The organism is Actinoplanes sp. TBRC 11911 (genome assembly GCF_012933445.1).
Lineage (GTDB): Bacteria > Actinomycetota > Actinomycetes > Mycobacteriales > Micromonosporaceae > Actinoplanes.
In genome coordinates this window covers 40,260-57,115 of sequence record NZ_JABBNC010000005.1, presented here as the reverse complement: position 1 = coordinate 57,115, position 16,856 = coordinate 40,260, and the positions used below count along the sequence as shown (strand labels likewise).

Genomic DNA, 16,856 nt, shown 5'->3' with positions numbered 1-16,856 from the left:
GTACGGACTCCTGATGGTGTGAACACACAAACCATCCACGATGTAGAGCCGCAGCTCGCCGCCAACCGCACGTTCTGGTGCGGCTGGTCCGGCACCGAGCCCGGCGTTGACCTGCCGATTTATCGCAGCGGCATCGCGCACCCGCTGCTCAACGGCGTGCTACGGGTGCGTAGCCGGCCGATCGGCGACGCTATCGACGAAGCCCGGCGGGAGCTGTCCGGCCTGCCGTGGGGCTGGTGGGTCGGCGCCGACAGCGATCCGGGGACCGAGGCTTTGCTGCTCGCTCGCGGTGCCACGCTGTTCGCCGACATGCCGGTGATGGCGGTGGACACCTCGAAATATCAGGACTTTTCCGCGCCACCTTCGCTCAAGATCGTTCCAGCCACGACTCGGGACGAAATGACGGATCTCGTACGCGCGTACGCGGGGCCCCTCGGTCATGACGTCACCAACCTGAACCCGGTCGTGGCGGCGGAGATGAACTACGCCTCGCTCGACGTCCTGCGCCTGGCCGGGATCGTGGACGGCACCACGGTCGCGACCTGCACGCTGTCGCTCGGCACCGAGGTCGCCGCGCTGTACTGCATCGCGACCGACCCGGCCTACCGCAGGCGCGGGATCGCGACCGCCCTCACCGTCGAGGCCGTGCGCATCGCCGCCGAGTCCGGCCGCCGCGTCGTCACGCTGCAGGCCAGCAGCGAGGGCGAGCCCGTCTACCGGCGGATCGGATTCGAGACGGTGTCGCGCTATCACTGCTACCAGCTCACGTGAGGACTGTTGTGCGCATCCAGCTTCTCGGCCCGCTGCGGCTGTGGCGCGACGGCGCCGAGCTCGACGCCGGGCCCCGGCAGCAGTGTCACCTGCTGGCGCTGCTGCTCGCCGCGGACGGCCGCCCGATCAGCACGACTGATCTCGTCGACCTCATCTGGGGGGTCGAGGCTCCGGCGAGTGCCGTCAACGTCATCCACAAGTACGTGGGTGCGTTGCGCCGCCTGCTCGAACCCGAGCTGTCGTTCCGGGAGAGCGGCTCGTACCTGCTGCGGCACGGCAACGGCTATCTGTTCCAAGCCGCGCCCGGCATGCTCGACCTGGCCGAGTTCCGCAAACTGGTGCGGGCGGCCGGCGCGGACGACCTGCTCGACGGGTACCTGAAGGCGCTCGAGATGTGGCGCAGCCCGGCCGCGGCGGGCGACCTGCCGTCCAGTCCGCGCGCGATTGCCATGTTCGCGGCGCTGGACGGGGAGTTCTACGACGCCTGCCGCGCGGCGGCCGAGTTGGCCGTCGGCACCGGGCGGGCCGAGGACGTGCTGGGTGCGCTGCGTCTGGCCGTTTCGATGGCGCCGCTGCACGAACCGGTGCTGGCCAGCTTCATCACGACGCTGGCGGCGGCGGGGCACCAGGCCGAGGCGCTCGGGACGTTCCGGGCGGTGCGGGGGCGGCTCGCCGAGGAGCTCGGCATCGAACCCGGTGCGGCGTTGCAGGAGGCGCATCGGCGGGTGCTGAGTCAGACGGTGGCGCCGGGCGTCGGGGCCGCGCCCGCGCGTGTCGATGTGGCCGCGCCCGCGCGTGTTGACGTGGCTGCGCCCGCGCGTGTAGATGCGGCCGCGCCCGTGCGTGTCGATGTGGCCGCGCCCGCCGGTGTCGACCCGGCTGCTCTCGCGCGTTTTGACAGGGCCGCGCCCGCGCGTGTCGACGCCGCCGCTCTCGCGCGTTTTGACCCGGCCGGGCTTGCCGCTGCGCCCGCGCCTGCCCTTGTTGCTCCAGTCACCCCGCCCGCGCAGCTACCGCCCGACCTGCCGTTCTTCGCCGGCCGGGAGAGCGAACTGGCGGCGCTCGGCGACCTGATTCGCGAGCCGCGTACGAGCCCGCTGGTCGTGGCCTTGGACGGGATCGGCGGCGCCGGAAAGTCCACCCTGGCCGTTCACTTCGCGCACTCGGTCGCGGATCAATTCCCGGACGGCCAGTTCGTCGTCGACCTGCGCGGCGGCGGCGGTGTTTCGGACGAGCCGTTGCGGTCGCTGCTGGACTCGCTCGGGATGCGCGTTCTGCCGGCGACCTTCGACGCCCGGGTGGGTGCATACCGCAGCCTGACCGCCGGCAAGCGGGCGCTGGTGCTGCTCGACAACGCCCGCGACGCCGAACAGGTGCGGTCGCTGCTCCCGAACGCGCCCGGCAGCCTGGTGCTGGTGACCAGCCGGGAGCCGCTGACCGGGCTGGCCGCGTTCGCCGGCGCACACCTGTTGCACGTCGGCCTGCCGGATGCGAGGTCCGCGCGGGACCTTCTACGGCGCCGTCTGGAAAGGACCCACCTCGTCGACGAGGGCGCCCTGGCGGAGATCGTCGAGCTGTGCGGCCGGCTGCCGCTGGCTCTCGCTCTTCTGGCCGGGCGGCTCGGCTCCCATCCGCACCTGCCGTTGGAGACGGTCGTCGCCCGGCTCCGCGAACACGGCGGCCTCGACGTGGCGGCCGGCGAATCCGGAAGCCGGGCCACCGTGTTCCGGGCGTCGATCCGGCTGGCCGACGTCATGCTGGCCACCGGCGACTTGTCCGGCTCATGCCGCGCGTGGCGCACGGCCTGCGACGTCATGTACACCATGCGGCCCGGCGGCACGAGCGTGATGCGCGAGGCGGTCGACGAGATTGGTGGCCGGATCGCCGAGATCTCTTACGCCGGGGCACAGCGCTGGCCACCCCGGCAAGCCGTGACTCCTCAACCCTCGCAGGCCGTGACTCCTCACCGTGGCAAGCCGTGACGCCTCACTCCGGCAGGCGTGACTCCCCACCCCGGCAGGCGTGACTCCTCACCTCGGCACGCGTGACGCGGGTCAGCGCGGCCGGCCGCCCCGGCTCAGCACGCGCGCCACGAACCCCGGCCGGAAGAACGCGCTCGGCGGGGTCAGCAGCTGCTGCACCGCGACGAAGGTGCGGTTGACCTCCGCGTCGACCTGGGCGGCCCGCATGACCCTCCCGGCGTACCAATTGGTGATTTTGATGCCGGCGGGTCGTGGCCCGGTCGTCTCCGGGTAGTTGAAGTCGTTGCCGACCGCGAACTGCCACGGCGTCTGGATGACCTTCGCGACCGCCGCGTAGAACGCCCTGGCCATGGCCGCGTCCGTACGCGCGTGGTGCGAGTCCAGAACCCGGCCGAGGGTGGCGGCTTCCTGCAGCGCACAGGTCATGCCCTGCCCGTACACCGGGTTGAAGCTGCACAGCGCGTCCCCGAGCGCGACATAACCCGCGGGAAGCCGGCCGAGCTTCTCGAAGAGCCGCCGCCGGTTGGACGGGAACCGGGCGATCGTCACGTCGGAGACCGGCTCGGCCCGGCTCACCAGCTCGCTGATCATCGGGTCGGGCAGGTCCTTCACGGCCCGCGCGAACTGTTCCCCGTCCTCGGGCGGGTCGGTGCTGCGCCACCCGCCGAGCTCGATCACCCAGCGGTCGTCCTCGACGGGCAGCGCCACGCCGTACATCTTCTGGTGCGGCGGCTCCGGCTGGATGAGCGCGGCCTGCCAGTCCGGCAGGTCACCGGGCCGGCGGCGGAAGTACCGGGTGGAGAAGGTCATGCCCACCTTGATCTCCACCTGGGCGGGCGCCGGGAAGCCGAGCGCCGCCAGCCACCGGTCGGACCGCGACCCGCGCCCGGTACAGTCGACCACCAGGTCCGCGGCGATCGTCTCGCCGTTGTCGAGAACCACGCCGGTCACCGCGTCCCCGGATCCGGTCAGCCCGGACACCGCCACCTCGTCGCGGATCGTCACCTCGCGCAGTTCGGCGACCCGGTTCCGGACGGCCGTCTCCAGCCCAGGCCGGCTCACCGAGACCAGCGCCATGCCGGTCGGTACCGGCCGCGACCGGCGACCGGACCGGAACCAAGCCAGCCCGGTCCCGGTGTCGAACGTGGCGCCGCCGCCGGCCAGCAACTCCGCCTCGAACCCGGGAAACAGCTCGTTGAGCTCGTTCAGCCCGGAGATCAGCAGGATGTGCGCGTGCCCGCTCTGCGGCACACCCCGCCGGGGCACGGCCCGCTCCGGCAGGCTGTCCCGGTCGAGAACGGTGACGCTCGAGTACCGGGTGCTCAGCACCCGCGCCGCGGCAAGCCCGGCGATCCCCGCCCCGATGACTACAGCAGTGTTGTCCACACTGGGACGTTAGCCGCGAAAGCGTTTGCTTGGCGCAGCACAAATCCGTTCGTTCTCCGCGTCGTCGGCACGGACGCGAGCCTGGGTGTACCGGGAACGAGCGTTCGTTTTTCCGACGCTGTCTGCTCTCGGCGCGGGCCGGATGTCCAAGAAACGAGCGTTCGTTTTTCCGAGGCCGTCTGCTCTCGGCGCGAGCCGGATGTCCAAGAACGAGCGTTCGTTTTGAGGCTCATCGACGTGAACGCGAGCCGCAGTGCCCGAGAACGAGCGTTCGTTTCCGTGGCCCCGGGCGCGTCAAGTAAACACTCGTCGCCTTTATAGTGATTTAACGCCCCGCGTTCCGCGGAGTCAGGGCGGGTTTTCGAGACCTTGGAGAGTTATGGCTCATATGGGCGCAACTCTCCAAGGTCTCGAAATCGGGCGGAAAATGGCGGCGGTAAAAAGGGCGATACAGCCAAATCAATCGTCCTCTTCGGACGATCGTCCACGATGCGTAACTGTTCAGCTGGTTCCTGAGCTGGGGTACTTGATCTTGGTGGGTGGCTTGGGGCATCCTGGGTGTTGTGTCCGGTTCCCCGTCGGTTGAGCAGCTGCTCGGGCGGCTGGCCCGGCTGGAGACGGCACTGGCCGGCAAGGATGCGCTGATCGCCGAGCGTGATGCCCGGATCGAGGTGTTGACCGCTCGGGTGGCCGAGTTGGAAGCGTTGCTGCGTAAGGACTCGCGGACCTCGTCGAAGCCGCCGTCATCGGACGGGTTGCGCAAACCGCCGCCGCGTTCGCGGCGGGAGGTCTCGGGTCGTTCGCCGGGTAAACAGCCGGGCGAACCCGGGGTGACGTTGCGGCAGGTCGACAACCCGGACCGGGTGATCGTGCACCGGCCGCGGGCCTGTCGCGGCTGCGGGGCGTCGTTGCGGCGGGCGCCGGTGACCTCGGTCGAGACACGGCAGGTGTTCGACCTGCCGCAGGTGCGCCTGGACGTCACCGAGCATCGGCTGCAGCACCGGGCCTGCCGGTGCGGGACCGTCACCATGGCGCAAGCTCCGGCTAGCACCGGCGCGCCGGTGCAGTACGGGCCGCGGGTCCGCGCGATCGCCAGTTATCTGGTCGGCTACCAGCATCTGCCGTATCAACGCGCCGGTGAGACCCTCGCGGATCTGCTCGGCGTGAGCATGTCGGCCGGTACCCTTTCCACGATCGTGACGCAGACCGGCGAGGGTCTCGACGAATTCCTGGCGATCGTGCGGGACCTGATCGCCGCCGCCCCGGTCGCGCATTTCGACGAGACCGGACTACGCGTCGACGGCAAGCTGGCCTGGGTCAACGCCGCCGCCACCGAGAACCTCGCCCTGTTCAGCGTGCACCCGAACCGTGGCCACGAAGGTATGAAAGCCGCCGGCATCCTGCCCGTTTTCACCGGCATCGCCGTGCACGACGGGTTCAGCCCGTATCGCGCCTACGGCACCGCCCACCAACTATGCAACGCCCACCACCTGCGCGAACTCGCCGCGATCCTGGACACCCAACCCACCCAAACCTGGGCAGCGGACCTCTCACGGCTGCTCGCCGAGATCAACACCATGGCCCGCTACGCCCGCACCCACGGCGCCGACACGATCAGCCCCCGGCTACTGGCCGGCTACCGCAAACGCTACGACAGCCTGCTCGCCTACGCCCACGCCCTGCACCCACCACCGGCCGGGCGCGAAGCCCGCTCATCGATCGTGCGGCTGCTCGCCCGCCTACGCGAACACGCCGACGACGTACTGCGCTTCGCCTACAACCTCGCCGTCCCGTTCGACAACAACCTCGTCGAACGCGACATCCGCATGGTCAAACTCCGCCAAAAAATCAGCGGCGGCCTCCGCACCTGGACCGGCGCCCACACCTTCTGCGCCATCCGCTCCTACCTAACCACCACCCGCAAACACGGCATCAACGCCCTCGACGCCCTCACCCAACTCCACACCGGACACACCTGGCTCCCCCAAACCAGCTGAACAGTCACACGATGCGGGTGCCTGTGACCGAATAGTGGAACTGTTCAGCTGGTTCTCGCGCCGCTCACCCTCCGATGCGTTGGCCTGGCGTGGCTGAGCTGAGGGCCGTCGCTGTGGGGAGCTGGGACGTTCCGGCCGTGGCGGGTGCCCACACCCGCTGTGGGTCGCCGCGGTGTGGCGAACCGCAGCCTTCCCGGCGTCGCGATTCCCCACACGTGGGTGGGGGTGGCCGCGGTGTGGGGAGCTGCAGCCTTCCCGGCGTCGCGATTCCCCACACGTGGGTGGGGGTGGCCGCGGTGTGGGGAGCTGCAGCCTTCCCGGCGTCGCGATTCCCCACACGTGGGTGAGGGTGGCCGCGGTGTGGGCAGCCACAGCCTCCCCGGCGTCGCGACTGCCCACACCCGCGTGGGGGGCGCCCATTGGGGGGAGCTGGGACCTGCCCGGGCCTGGCGGCGTCGTCTCGCACGGGGACTCCCGACCGACGGAACCAGCTGAACAGTTCCGAATAGTGGAACTGTTCAGCTGGTTCTCGCGCCGCCTACCCTCTGACATGTTGGACCCGCTTATGGGCAGCTGGGACCTTCCGGCCGTGGCGACTCCCCACAGCGCCCCGCGGGCCGGTCGTTGCTGAAACGGCCCGAGCTGAACGCACTGGACCGCGGCTCATCTTCGGCCACTGGCCGGCCGAGACCGTGCTCCCGGTTCTCGCCGCGGCCCATCAACTCGGCGTCGAGCATTTCTCAGCGGGTTGCGGTCAGGTACGCGCGCTGCACCGTGACGGTCGCGCTGGTCGTCGCGGTGGCGGCCGTCGCGCGCAACGCGACGAACCCGGGCGTGGCCGGGTGGGTCACCCTCGCCTGAAACGTGGAGCCGGCTCCGCGCGTGACCGCGGCCGGCTGCCACGTCTCGCCTTCGTCGAACGACGCCTCGACCCGCACCGACGTCACCGGCTGCACCACGCTGCCGGGCTGTTGCCGCACCTCCAGCGGAATCGTGAACACGGCACCCGCCGGGGCCGTGTTCGTCGCGTCCAGCGAAGGCCGGAAGCGCACGACCGACAGCGGCACCGTAAGCGGCTTGCCGGCGTCGGCCGCGGTGATGCTGAACGACCAGTCGGCGGTAGTCCGGGTGGACAGGTCGAACGAGGGCCTCGAAGCGTCCGCGGTGAGCCGGTACCGCCCGGCCTTCGGTGCCGCGATGACGGTGGCCCGGCCGCCACGGTCGCCGTCGGCGATCAGGGCACCGTCGCGGGTCAGCGTGGTCGTCCCGGTCGTGAAGTCGACGCGGCTCGTGTGGCCGGCCGCGTCGCAGAACATCGGCACGTCGAGGGTCAGCGCGCTCGCCGTCCAATCCGCGGTGGACAGACACGGGCCGAGCACCCCGTCACCAAAGCTTTCCCGGTACGCCTCGCCGGCCTCGTACGTCGTCTCGCCGCCGTCGAGGTACGCGACGCTGTAGTTCGGGTCGTACGCCTCCTCGCTCACGGTCGTACGCCAGGTGGTGCCGGGGTCGTTGTTGTATCGCACCGTCGGCGTGAACGGGGCGTACACGGTGGCCATGGTCAGCGGGAAGCCGGCGAAGCCGTTGCCGGTCTCGAGGGCCGGGTCGGCGGCGGACGCCTGCCGCCGGTAGGTGCGGTTCACGGTGGCGAGGTCGGTCGCCGGCACGTTCCGGACCAGGCCGCTCGGCAGCCGGCCCGGCCAGTGCCAGGCCAGCTGGTAGCCGGGGTATGCCGCCCGGATCGCCGACACGAAACCGGTGGCCGAGCCGTTCTTGCCGAGCTGCGCGGTGTAGAGCGAGGCGCCGTCACCCACCGCCATGTCCACTGTGGTCCAGTCGGCCGGCCCGCGCACCCCGACGGTGACGTCCGTGACGCTGTTGACCACGCCGGTGTCGGGTGGCGCGATGGTGACCGCTCCCGCTTGGCGGCCGTCGAGGCGTACGGTCTGGTCGGCATTGACGTCGAGGACCGGCTGGGTGATGGCGACGCCGTTGAACGCGGCGTCGTACATGGCGGTGACCACCGCGTAGCGGCCGGACGGGACCCGCAGCGTCAACGCGGTGCTACCGGCCTGGTAGTGGTCGACCGAGTCGATGACGAGCTGGCTGTCCAGGCCGATGACCTTGGTGTAGAAGTTCTCGGTCGGCTGGCCGTCGCGGTCGATGTGCTCGAGGGTGAGCGTGTGCTGTTCCGGCTCCCGGTTCAGCCCGACCGGGGTGGTCACGTGCAGGTCGCCGCTCGTGGCGGTCACCCGCCCGGAGTAGTAGCCGTCGGGGGCGGAGGCCAACGGGCGTACCGAAATGGTGGTTTTGGCGACGCCACCGGCCGGCACCGTCAGCGTCTGCGAACCCAGGCCGAAGAGTCCGGCCGGGGCGGGCTTCGCGTCGGGACCCGTCACGTCGAGCCGCAGCGCGAGCGTGACCGGGCGGGTGCCGGTGTTGCGATAGGTGAGAGCCTTGGCGATCGGGGTGTCGTCGGTGTGCGGCCAGGTCTGGCCGAGGCTGAACGTGGGCGGATCGGCATACACCGGCGCGTGCACCGCCGTGCCGACGTCGACGCGTCCGGCGCCCTGCTCGTACACGTCGAGGTCCGCGGCGGGGGTGGCCGATCCCATCAGCGCGGACTTCAGCGCCGGCTGCGTCCAGCCCGGATGCTGCTGGGCCAGGATGGCGGCGGCACCAGCGGCGTGCGGCGCGGCCAGCGACGTCCCGTACTCGGTGGTGTAAAGCTGCCCCGGATCGGGAAAGCTGTCGCCGCTCTTCGCGCCGGTCACGTCCACGCCGGGAGCGGTCACGTCCGGCTTGACGGCGCCGTCGCCCAGCCGGGGACCGCGGCTCGACCCCGCCCACAGGTGCTCGTCGTGGTCGACGGCTCCGACGGTCAGCGCGGCGTCGGCGTCGCCCGGCGAGGTGACGCCGCGGGCGCCGTCGTTGCCGGACGCGATGACGAACAGTGAGCCGTTGGCGGCGGTCAGCCGGTTCACCGCGGTGTCGAGCGGGTCGTCGCCGGGCGAGTCCGGGAAACCGATGCTGATGTTGATGACGCGGGCGTGCTTCTCGCCCGAGGCCCACTCCATCGCCGCGATGAGCGACGACTCCATGATGTCGCCGTCGCCGACCTTGCCGGAGATCAGCCGCGCGTCCGGTGCGACGCCGCGATACCGTCCGCCGGAGGCCGCTCCGGTGCCGGCGATGACCGAGGCGACGACCGTGCCGTGCCCGCTGACGTCGTGGATGTCGTCCCGGGTCGGTGCGCCGCCGTCGGCGACCGGCGTGAAGTCGACCTGGTCGTCGACCTTGCCGGCCAGGTCGGGGTGGGTGGTGTCGATGCCGGTGTCGAGCACGGCCACCGTGACACCGGCCCCGGTCAGACCGGCCTGCCAGGCCGCCGGCGCGCCGATCTGCTGCACGCCTTCCGCGCCGGTGACATGGCCGACCGCGTCGAGCCAGACCTTCCCGGTGGCAGCGGGGGTGGTCAGGGCATGCCAGAACCTGCCGGCGGCACTCTTGGGCGTACGGATGACGTCGGCTCCCACGGTGGGCAGCCGCCGGGTGGTCCGGCTGGACGACGCCTTGGCCGCGGCGGTGGCGGCGGGCGACTCGGCGACGATGAGCGGGAGGTCGCCGCGGGTGTCGCCGTACCCGGAGCTGAGCAGTTCGGTGACGTCGAAGAGGCGCCGGTCCACGCGGTCCGCGTTCAGCATCGGCAACGCGTCGGCCGGGATGACGCTGACGTGCCCGCCGGTCGTGCTGGTGAGCATCGGGATCTTCGCACGACCGGGTCCATGATGGACGCTGACCGCGTTGCCGGGAAGCAGCGTCACCGTGTCACCGGTGATCAGCGTGACCGCGCGCGAGGCCTCCGGGTGGTCCGCGGGCCGGGCGGCTTGCGCGGTGCCGCTCCCGGCCAGGCCGAGAGTCAGGATGACGGTGGCCGCAGCCCCGGCCGCCATCCGGTGTGATCGATACATACCTCCTGGACGCCGCCGGGTTGCCCGCCGCTGCCTCACGTCACAGTGATGAATATCCCTGGGCTCGCCATGAATTCCGTGCAATTCGACAAGCTTTTATCCGTACGCCTGTGCTCGATCCGTTGCGGGCACGCGGGATAAACGCTTTTGTTCAACGTGGTGGTATCCATCACGGTGAACATTTACGTGGTGACGCAAAGACCGCAGAAAGGTGTCGTGTGAAAGGGGACTTCGTCCGTCCTGTGAGGAGCGGAACGTTTTTGTTCGAGATCTTGACCGGGTTGTTCGGACCGGGTTCTGCTGGACGCCGTTCAATTCTCTCCATGCACTTTGGAGGCACCGTATGGGCGGGTTTTCTCTGCGCGGACGCGCTTTCGCCCCAGCCGTGGCGGGGGCCGTGGCGCTGGCGATCACCGCATCCGCAGCACCCGCGTCCGCAGCACCGCCGAGCCCCTCACCCAGCCGCCACACCCTGTCCAGCAGCAAGCCGCAATGGCTGCCCCGGGCCCGGAACCTGGGCGCCACGCCGAGCGCCAGCCGCATCGACTTCGGCCTGCTTCTGGGTCTGCGTAACACCGACGACGCCGTCGCCACGTTGCAGCGGATCTCGGACCCGGCCGATCCCGGCTTCGGCAAGGCGCTCACGCCGGAGCAGTTCCGCAGCCGGTACGCGCCGAGCCCGTCGGACGTCACCGCCGCCCGCACCTGGTTGACCTCACAAGGCTTCCAGGTCGAGAAGACCCTGCCGAGCGGCAGCTACATCGAGGTCAGCGGAACCGCCGCGCAGATCAACAAGACCTTCGGCACCACCGTCAACAACTACTCCTACCAGGGCCGCACCGTGCACGCGAACGCGGACACGCTGACGTTGCCGGCCGACACGCCGGCGCCGGTCGTCAGCGCGGTCAGCGGCGTGCTGGGCATCGACCAGGGCGCCCAGCCGTTCAAGCCGGCCGACCGTGAGCCGGGCCCCGGGCCGGGATTCCGGGCCGCCGAGCCGTGCTCCGACTACTTCGGACAGAAGACCGCCACCGACCAACCCCCGTTCAACGGCCAGAAGCAGCCGTACGTCGTCTGCGGTTACACGCCACAGCAACTCCAATCGGCGTACGGGGAAAGCTCTTTGCTTCGTTCCGGGTTTGACGGGCGCGGGACGACGGTGGCCGTGGTCGATGCCTACGCGTCGCCGACCATGCCGGCCGACGCGCAGAAGTACAACCAGCTGCACCACCAGCCGGCCTTCCGTCCCGGGCAGTACCGGCAGATCACGCCCGCGCCGGACGGCTACGGCCTGCTCGACGAGTGCGACCCGCAGGGCTGGTACGTCGAGCAGTCCATCGACATCGAGGCGGTGCACGCGACAGCTCCGGGGGCCGATGTCGTCTACGTCGGCGGCGCCGACTGCGACACCGGGCTGAGCAACGCGTGGGCCGAGACCATCGACTCGCACGTCGCGGACATCATCACCAACTCGTGGGGCTTCGGCACCGACGACATCACGCTGATGGGCGCGGACTTCGTGCGGTTCTTCGAGCAGTTCTCGCTGGAGGCGGCGCTGACCGGCATTACCGTCACGTTCAGCAGCGGCGACGCCGGGGACCACACGGCCGGCACCGACCCGGCCGCCAAGACCGCCGAGTTCCCCGCCGACCTGCCGTTCGTGACCGGCGTGGGCGGCACCACCGTCGGCATCGACCGGGACGGCCGGCGCCAGTTCGAATACGGCTGGCAGACCGCGTACGCCATGCCGGACGGCAAGGGCGGCTGGGGTCAGCCGGAATGGGTCGCGGGCGGCGGCGGTGGCCCGAGCGCCATCTACGCGCAGCCGTTCTACCAGAAGGGCAGGGTCGCCAAGGCGGACGCGACGGTCGGCGGCAAGGCCATGCGCACGGTGCCGGACATCGCGGCCACCGGCGACTCGAACTCGGGCATGCTCGTCGGCGCGACGCAGGTCCTGCCCGAGGGCACCACGTTCAACCAGTTCCGGATCGGGGGCACGAGTCTTTCCTCGCCGCTGATCGCCGGCATGCTCGCGGTCGCCAGCCAGAAGGAGCACCGCCGGCTCGGGTTCGTCAATCCGGCCCTCTACCGGCTGCTGAACACGTCGGCGCTCTTCGACGTCAGCGCGCCGAAGAAGCCGGCGACCCAGGTGCGCGACGACTACGTCAACCAGGTCGACCCCAGCGGTGGCACGACGTTCAAGCTGGAGACGATCGACTCGCAGGTAACGACGCTGCACGACCACCCGGGTTACGACACCGAAACCGGTGTGGGCACGCCGAACGGCCCGCAGTTCTTCAGCGCGCTGCACTGAACCGTTACGCCCGAGACCCGGAGGCCGTCACCGCTGCGGTGACGGCCTCCGGGCTTTTCAGGCGCTTTTCTGGCCCGACCGGCGGTACGCCAGGAGGCCGAGGACCAGCGCGATCACGCCGGCGGCCAGGCCGGCGATGCCCCAGGCCATGCCGCCGTTGCCGTCGTCGCTGTCCTTGGTCGCCGCGACCGTGGTGACGGTGGGCGCGGACCCCGAACCGGCGGCGGTGTCCGCTCCGGCCGCGGTCAGCTTGAGCACCGGGGCCGGCTTCTCCGGCTCGCTGCCGTCGGTGGTCGGCTCGTCGATCCAGCGGATGATGGTGCCGTCCGAGTAGGTCTGCAGGGCCTTGAAGACGATCTGGTTGGTCTTCGGCAGCGGCCCGAGCGAGACGTCGAACTCCTGGAACTGGCCGGGCTTGATCTCCGAGCCCTTGGCCGCCGTCCAGGTGATCTTCGAAACCGCCTCGCTGATCTCGCCGTCGTCGGTCTTGACCGGGGTGGCCAGCTTGGTGGTCACGGTCGCGGCGGTCCAGCCCGGCACCGGCTTGAGCGAGACCGACGCGATCGGGGCGTCGGTGGGGATGTTGACCTCGAGCTTGGTGGTCGAGGCGGTGTCGCTTTCGGTCGGCACCCGGAACGACACCTTGGTGTAGGCGCCCTGCGTCGCCGAGTTCGGGTTGACCGTGACGTGTGCCGACGCGGGCCCGGCCACGGCGAACACGGCGGCAGCGGCCACGGCGGCGACCACACCGGCGCGGCCGAGCAGCGAGCGTTTCATCAGTAAGAGCCTTTCTGATCTTTACCTGGGTCCTTGCTGAACAGCTCAGTGGTCGGCGGCCGGTGGCGAAAAGTTCCGCCGGGACCGCAGATACACGACCGCGCCGGCGCCCACGAGAAGAACGGCGAGCACGACGACGCCGATCACCAGCGGTGCGGACGTACCGCCGCCGCCGACCGACGCGGCCGCCGGCTGAGGCACCTGAGCTGCCGGTTTGGTCGGGTCGGCCACGGTGAACGGGAACGACCCCTCGACCACGTGACCGTCGATGGACAGGGTGCGGTAGTTCACCGTGTACGTGCCGTTGGCCAGCCCGGGGGAGAAGGTGACGGTTCCCGTGTTGCGGACGAACGCCGGCCCGGTGGTCGAGACGAGCCGCCTCGATACGTCGGAGACGGTGATCTGCGTGTGCTCGGTGTTGAGCGTCTGCAGAAAGCGAAGCGTCACGGTCTTCGGCGCGGTCGTCAACCGGGCCCCGGCCGCCGGGTCGGAGCCGATCATCAGGTTGTGCGCCCAGGCCGGGGCGCTCGGCAGCAGGACGGCGATGACGACCGCGAGCCCGACCAGTAGTCGCTTGCCCGTTCGCGTTCGCGTTCGCGCTCGCCGGAATTTTCGCATCATTGTTCTCTTTCCGGGCTTAAGTTCCCGTATCAGTAGTCGTTCGCCGCGGCGGTTTGGTTCCCGCGCCGCCGCAGGACGGCAATGAGCACGCACCCGGTGATCGCGACGACGTGTGTGGCGAGCCGGGCGATGCCGACGCCGTCGTCGAGCGCGTCGCTGACGGTGACCAGCGTGAGCACACCGACGAACGCGACCAGCATGATCAGCACACCGGGCGGGCACCGGCCGGCCCGCGCCACCCAGATCAGGCCGGTCCCGATGGCGATGTTCCAGGCCGCCGATTCGTTGTCGAGGTGCCCGCCGTCCACGATGTCGACCAGCGAGAACCCGGCCAGCTGCGCGACGGCCAGCGACAACTGCACGAACCCGACGAGCGCGATGGCGATGCGTAGGCGCAGGCGTACGGGACGTGGTGGGGGTGTGGTGTCGTCGGCGGTGACCAGGCGCAGTGGCGGGCGCGTCTCCCTTGCCATGATCGGGCAGTCGGCGCGGCGGCGTCCGTGGTTCCCGGGGGCGCGGTGATTCACATCCGGGAACCTTTATCCTAATTGGGCGATGGGCACCGGCGGGGTGTGGTCGGCCGCCCGCGCCGTGGCCTCATGAGCGTACCGGCGATCGCGCATTTCACCGTAACCTGACTACGGACTGAGGTGGCCTCCCCGGCCAGGAGTCTTTTACGCATTCGATACTTCTTTCGGGCGCCCAAGCGATCGGCCGCGCCGGAGGGGGCGGTCGGTCGATAAGGCGATAATGCGCTGCGTCGTCAGCTCAATCGCGAAAGGATAGGTCGGTCGGCAAGAAATAGCCACGTCGAAACTGTAGGACTCAGTAATTGAACGTCCCGAGATTGTCGGAACAAGCAATTGTCCGATGTGTTTCGCGCCACGATCACTAGGTGGACCCATGAGTCCGGATATTATGGGAAGCGCCGACCGTGGCCCCGCGTGAGCTGGCGTAACTTCAGGCGCACGTAGTGCTGCCGGTCATCCAGGGCGAGTGCGCCCCGGATGACCGGCAGCGGCGTGCCGGGTCGCCAGGTGGGGGACACGGGCGGCGCCCCCGGCACATTTATTGAGGAATGACTTCGGCGGCTTCCCGCTTATCGGCTGCCGATGCTACCGCGCTGCGGCGGTGCGACAGGAAAGCGTTGCCAACATACTCGTCAAACGGAGAGGAGCACGGGAAATTCATCAGTGAAATGTTTTCCATGCCACATCGAGCCGTCCTGCGGAAACGGCCGCGGAAGGCGAAAGCGCCAGTTTTGATGCTCACCGGTGCGGGGCGGCGCCAAGGCGAGACCGGCGAATGTTCATCCACTTTGTCCGGGCGATCGTCGGTCAGCGGGGCCGTCTCCGGTTTCGTTCAGGGTGCGGCGCTGAGGACGTAGCGGTTCTTGCCGCCAGCTTTGGCGGCGTACATCGCGGCGTCCGCGTCGCGCAGCAGGTCGTCGGCGGTGTCGCTGGTGCCGGGCAGGTGCAGGGCGATGCCGACGCTGGCCGTGACGGTGGCCGCGACACCGGTGATGTCGATCGGCGCGTGCACATCGGCGACGATGCGCTGCGCGGCGGTCCGGGCGTCGGCGGGCTCGGCCAGTGATTCGAGCAGCACAGCGAACTCGTCGCCGCCGAAACGAGCCGCGGTGTCGCCGATCCGCACACCGGCGTGCAGCCGTTCCGCCACGGTTTTGAGCACGATGTCGCCGGCGTGGTGGCCGCGGGCGTCGTTGACCTGCTTGAATCCGTCGAGGTCGATGAACAGGACGCCGATGACGTGCTGGTTCCGTGTGGTCAGGGCGTGGGTGAGCCGTTCGTAGAACAGCTGCCGGTTCGCCAAACCGGTCAACGGGTCGTGAAACGCCAGGTGATGCAGTTCGTGTTCACGTTCCCGCAGCCGCGCCTCCACGCTCTCGCGGCGCTCGATGTCGCGGCGCAGCGCCGTGGTGGCCTGCTCGACCTGGTGCAAGGCCCGGCGGCGACCGCTGGCCAGAACGCCGGTGACCACGGCCAGCATGATCGTCAACGCGAGGGCGGCGGCGCCGGTGAGGCGGCTGATTCCGCGGTCGGTGATGGTCAGCAGCCGGCGGGTCGGCCACATGTCGATGCGCCAGGGGCGCTGGCCCACCTGGAGCACGCGTTCGCGGTCGAGCTGCTCTTCGTGCAGCCGGGTGCCGGGGCGGGAGGCGGCGATCACCGTGCCGGACGCGCCCGGATCCGACAGCGAGACCTGCATGGCCCCCTGCGCGCGATTGATCAGGGTTTGCGACAGGAAGTCCTGCCCGCGTACCGCCATGACGATCCAGCCCTCAAAGGTGGAGGTGCCGGTGCGGTCCGGCGCGGTGTGCACCGGGGCGGCGAACACGACCGAGGTCTGCCGTACGGCGGGATCCACCCTGCGGTCGCGGATCAGCTGATAGGCGGCGCTGACCGCCAGCTCGCCGCTGCGCCGGGCCATCGCCAGCACCACGGCCGACTGCGGGCTCTGCGCCATATCCAGGCCGAGCACGCTGGGCCCGGTGTCGAACATCCGATCGAACACGGCGAAGTAGTGCTCGGCCAGCCCGGCCGCCGGCGTCAGCCGCAGCCCGGCGGCCCCGAGCGAGCGCCATTTCTGCTGCACCGCGCTGGTCTGACCGGTCGACGCGGCGACGACGAACGCGACGCTGGCGGCGCCGGGCAACCGGGCCCCGTTCAACTCGGCGGTCAGACTGTCGTACTCGTCGCGGTCGGGCAGCCCGCGTGTGCCGACCGCCGCGGCAAGATCGTCGAGGGTGTCGGTGTACTGATCCACCCGGTCACTGATCGCTTCGCTGACCTCTTCGGCGTAGCGGTCCATCAACTGCCCGGCGTAGCGGTCCTCGTTGTGCAACTGCCCGTCGTAGACCGCGCCCGACACGAGCGCTCCGATCGTGAGTACGGCGGTCACCAGGGCGGCGACACCCCACCGCCCGCCCGGCCCCAGCCGGCCCCCGCGATCACGCACATCCTTTTGATCGGCCGTCCACGTGGCCCGCTTAGTCCTACCGCGGTCGGGGCCGGCC

General features: G+C 70.0%; 10 protein-coding genes. 4 read left to right on the top strand and 6 right to left on the bottom strand.

The window, feature by feature from the left end; genetic code table 11:
- Positions 1 to 18: 18 nt before the first annotated feature.
- Together HH310_RS45275 and HH310_RS09760 are read left to right on the top strand one after the other, a co-directional pair.
- Positions 19 to 771: an N-acetyltransferase gene (locus tag HH310_RS45275; protein ID WP_169175137.1), complete on the top strand. Its 753-nt coding sequence runs from the start codon at positions 19 to 21 to the stop codon at positions 769 to 771.
- Complete coding sequence (locus HH310_RS09760; RefSeq protein WP_312033938.1) at positions 768 to 2,753, top strand: AfsR/SARP family transcriptional regulator; 1,986 nt, start codon at positions 768 to 770, stop codon at positions 2,751 to 2,753. The genes HH310_RS45275 and HH310_RS09760 overlap by 4 nt, the downstream gene beginning before the upstream one ends.
- Positions 2,754 to 2,825: 72 nt before the next feature.
- On the opposite strand, the gene HH310_RS09755 is transcribed toward HH310_RS09760, so the two are convergent.
- A complete protein-coding gene (locus HH310_RS09755; protein ID WP_169175136.1) occupies positions 2,826 to 4,139 on the bottom strand; it encodes an FAD-dependent monooxygenase in 1,314 nt (437 codons plus the stop codon).
- Positions 4,140 to 4,702: 563 nt separating this feature from the next.
- Here HH310_RS09755 and tnpC point away from each other — a divergent pair.
- Positions 4,703 to 6,136, top strand: coding sequence for an IS66 family transposase (gene tnpC / locus HH310_RS09750; RefSeq protein WP_169175135.1), 1,434 nt, complete (start codon positions 4,703 to 4,705; stop codon positions 6,134 to 6,136).
- A 740-nt stretch (positions 6,137 to 6,876) separates the two neighbouring features.
- Here the strand turns inward: tnpC and HH310_RS09745 are convergent.
- Positions 6,877 to 10,107, bottom strand: coding sequence for a S8 family serine peptidase (locus tag HH310_RS09745; protein ID WP_169175134.1), 3,231 nt, complete (start codon positions 10,105 to 10,107; stop codon positions 6,877 to 6,879).
- 343 nt (positions 10,108 to 10,450) lie between these two features.
- Between HH310_RS09745 and HH310_RS09740 the strand changes: the two genes are divergently transcribed.
- On the top strand, positions 10,451 to 12,421 hold the full coding sequence (locus HH310_RS09740; protein ID WP_169175133.1) for a protease pro-enzyme activation domain-containing protein: 1,971 nt from the start codon (positions 10,451 to 10,453) through the stop codon (positions 12,419 to 12,421).
- Between the two features lie 57 nt (positions 12,422 to 12,478).
- Here the strand turns inward: HH310_RS09740 and HH310_RS09735 are convergent, their stop codons facing one another.
- From HH310_RS09735 to HH310_RS09720, 4 genes are all read right to left on the bottom strand, one after another.
- Entirely contained in the window at positions 12,479 to 13,198 is a 720-nt protein-coding gene (locus tag HH310_RS09735) for a YcnI family protein (protein WP_169175132.1), read from the bottom strand.
- Positions 13,199 to 13,243: 45 nt separating this feature from the next.
- Positions 13,244 to 13,819: a copper resistance CopC family protein gene (locus HH310_RS09730; protein WP_248293856.1), complete on the bottom strand. Its 576-nt coding sequence runs from the start codon at positions 13,817 to 13,819 to the stop codon at positions 13,244 to 13,246.
- Between the two features lie 29 nt (positions 13,820 to 13,848).
- Positions 13,849 to 14,292, bottom strand: a complete 444-nt coding sequence (locus HH310_RS09725) for a hypothetical protein (RefSeq protein WP_169175131.1) — start codon at positions 14,290 to 14,292, stop codon at positions 13,849 to 13,851.
- A gap of 889 nt (positions 14,293 to 15,181) precedes the next feature.
- On the bottom strand, positions 15,182 to 16,798 hold the full coding sequence (locus HH310_RS09720; RefSeq protein WP_169175130.1) for a diguanylate cyclase domain-containing protein: 1,617 nt from the start codon (positions 16,796 to 16,798) through the stop codon (positions 15,182 to 15,184).
- Positions 16,799 to 16,856 lie beyond the last annotated feature (58 nt).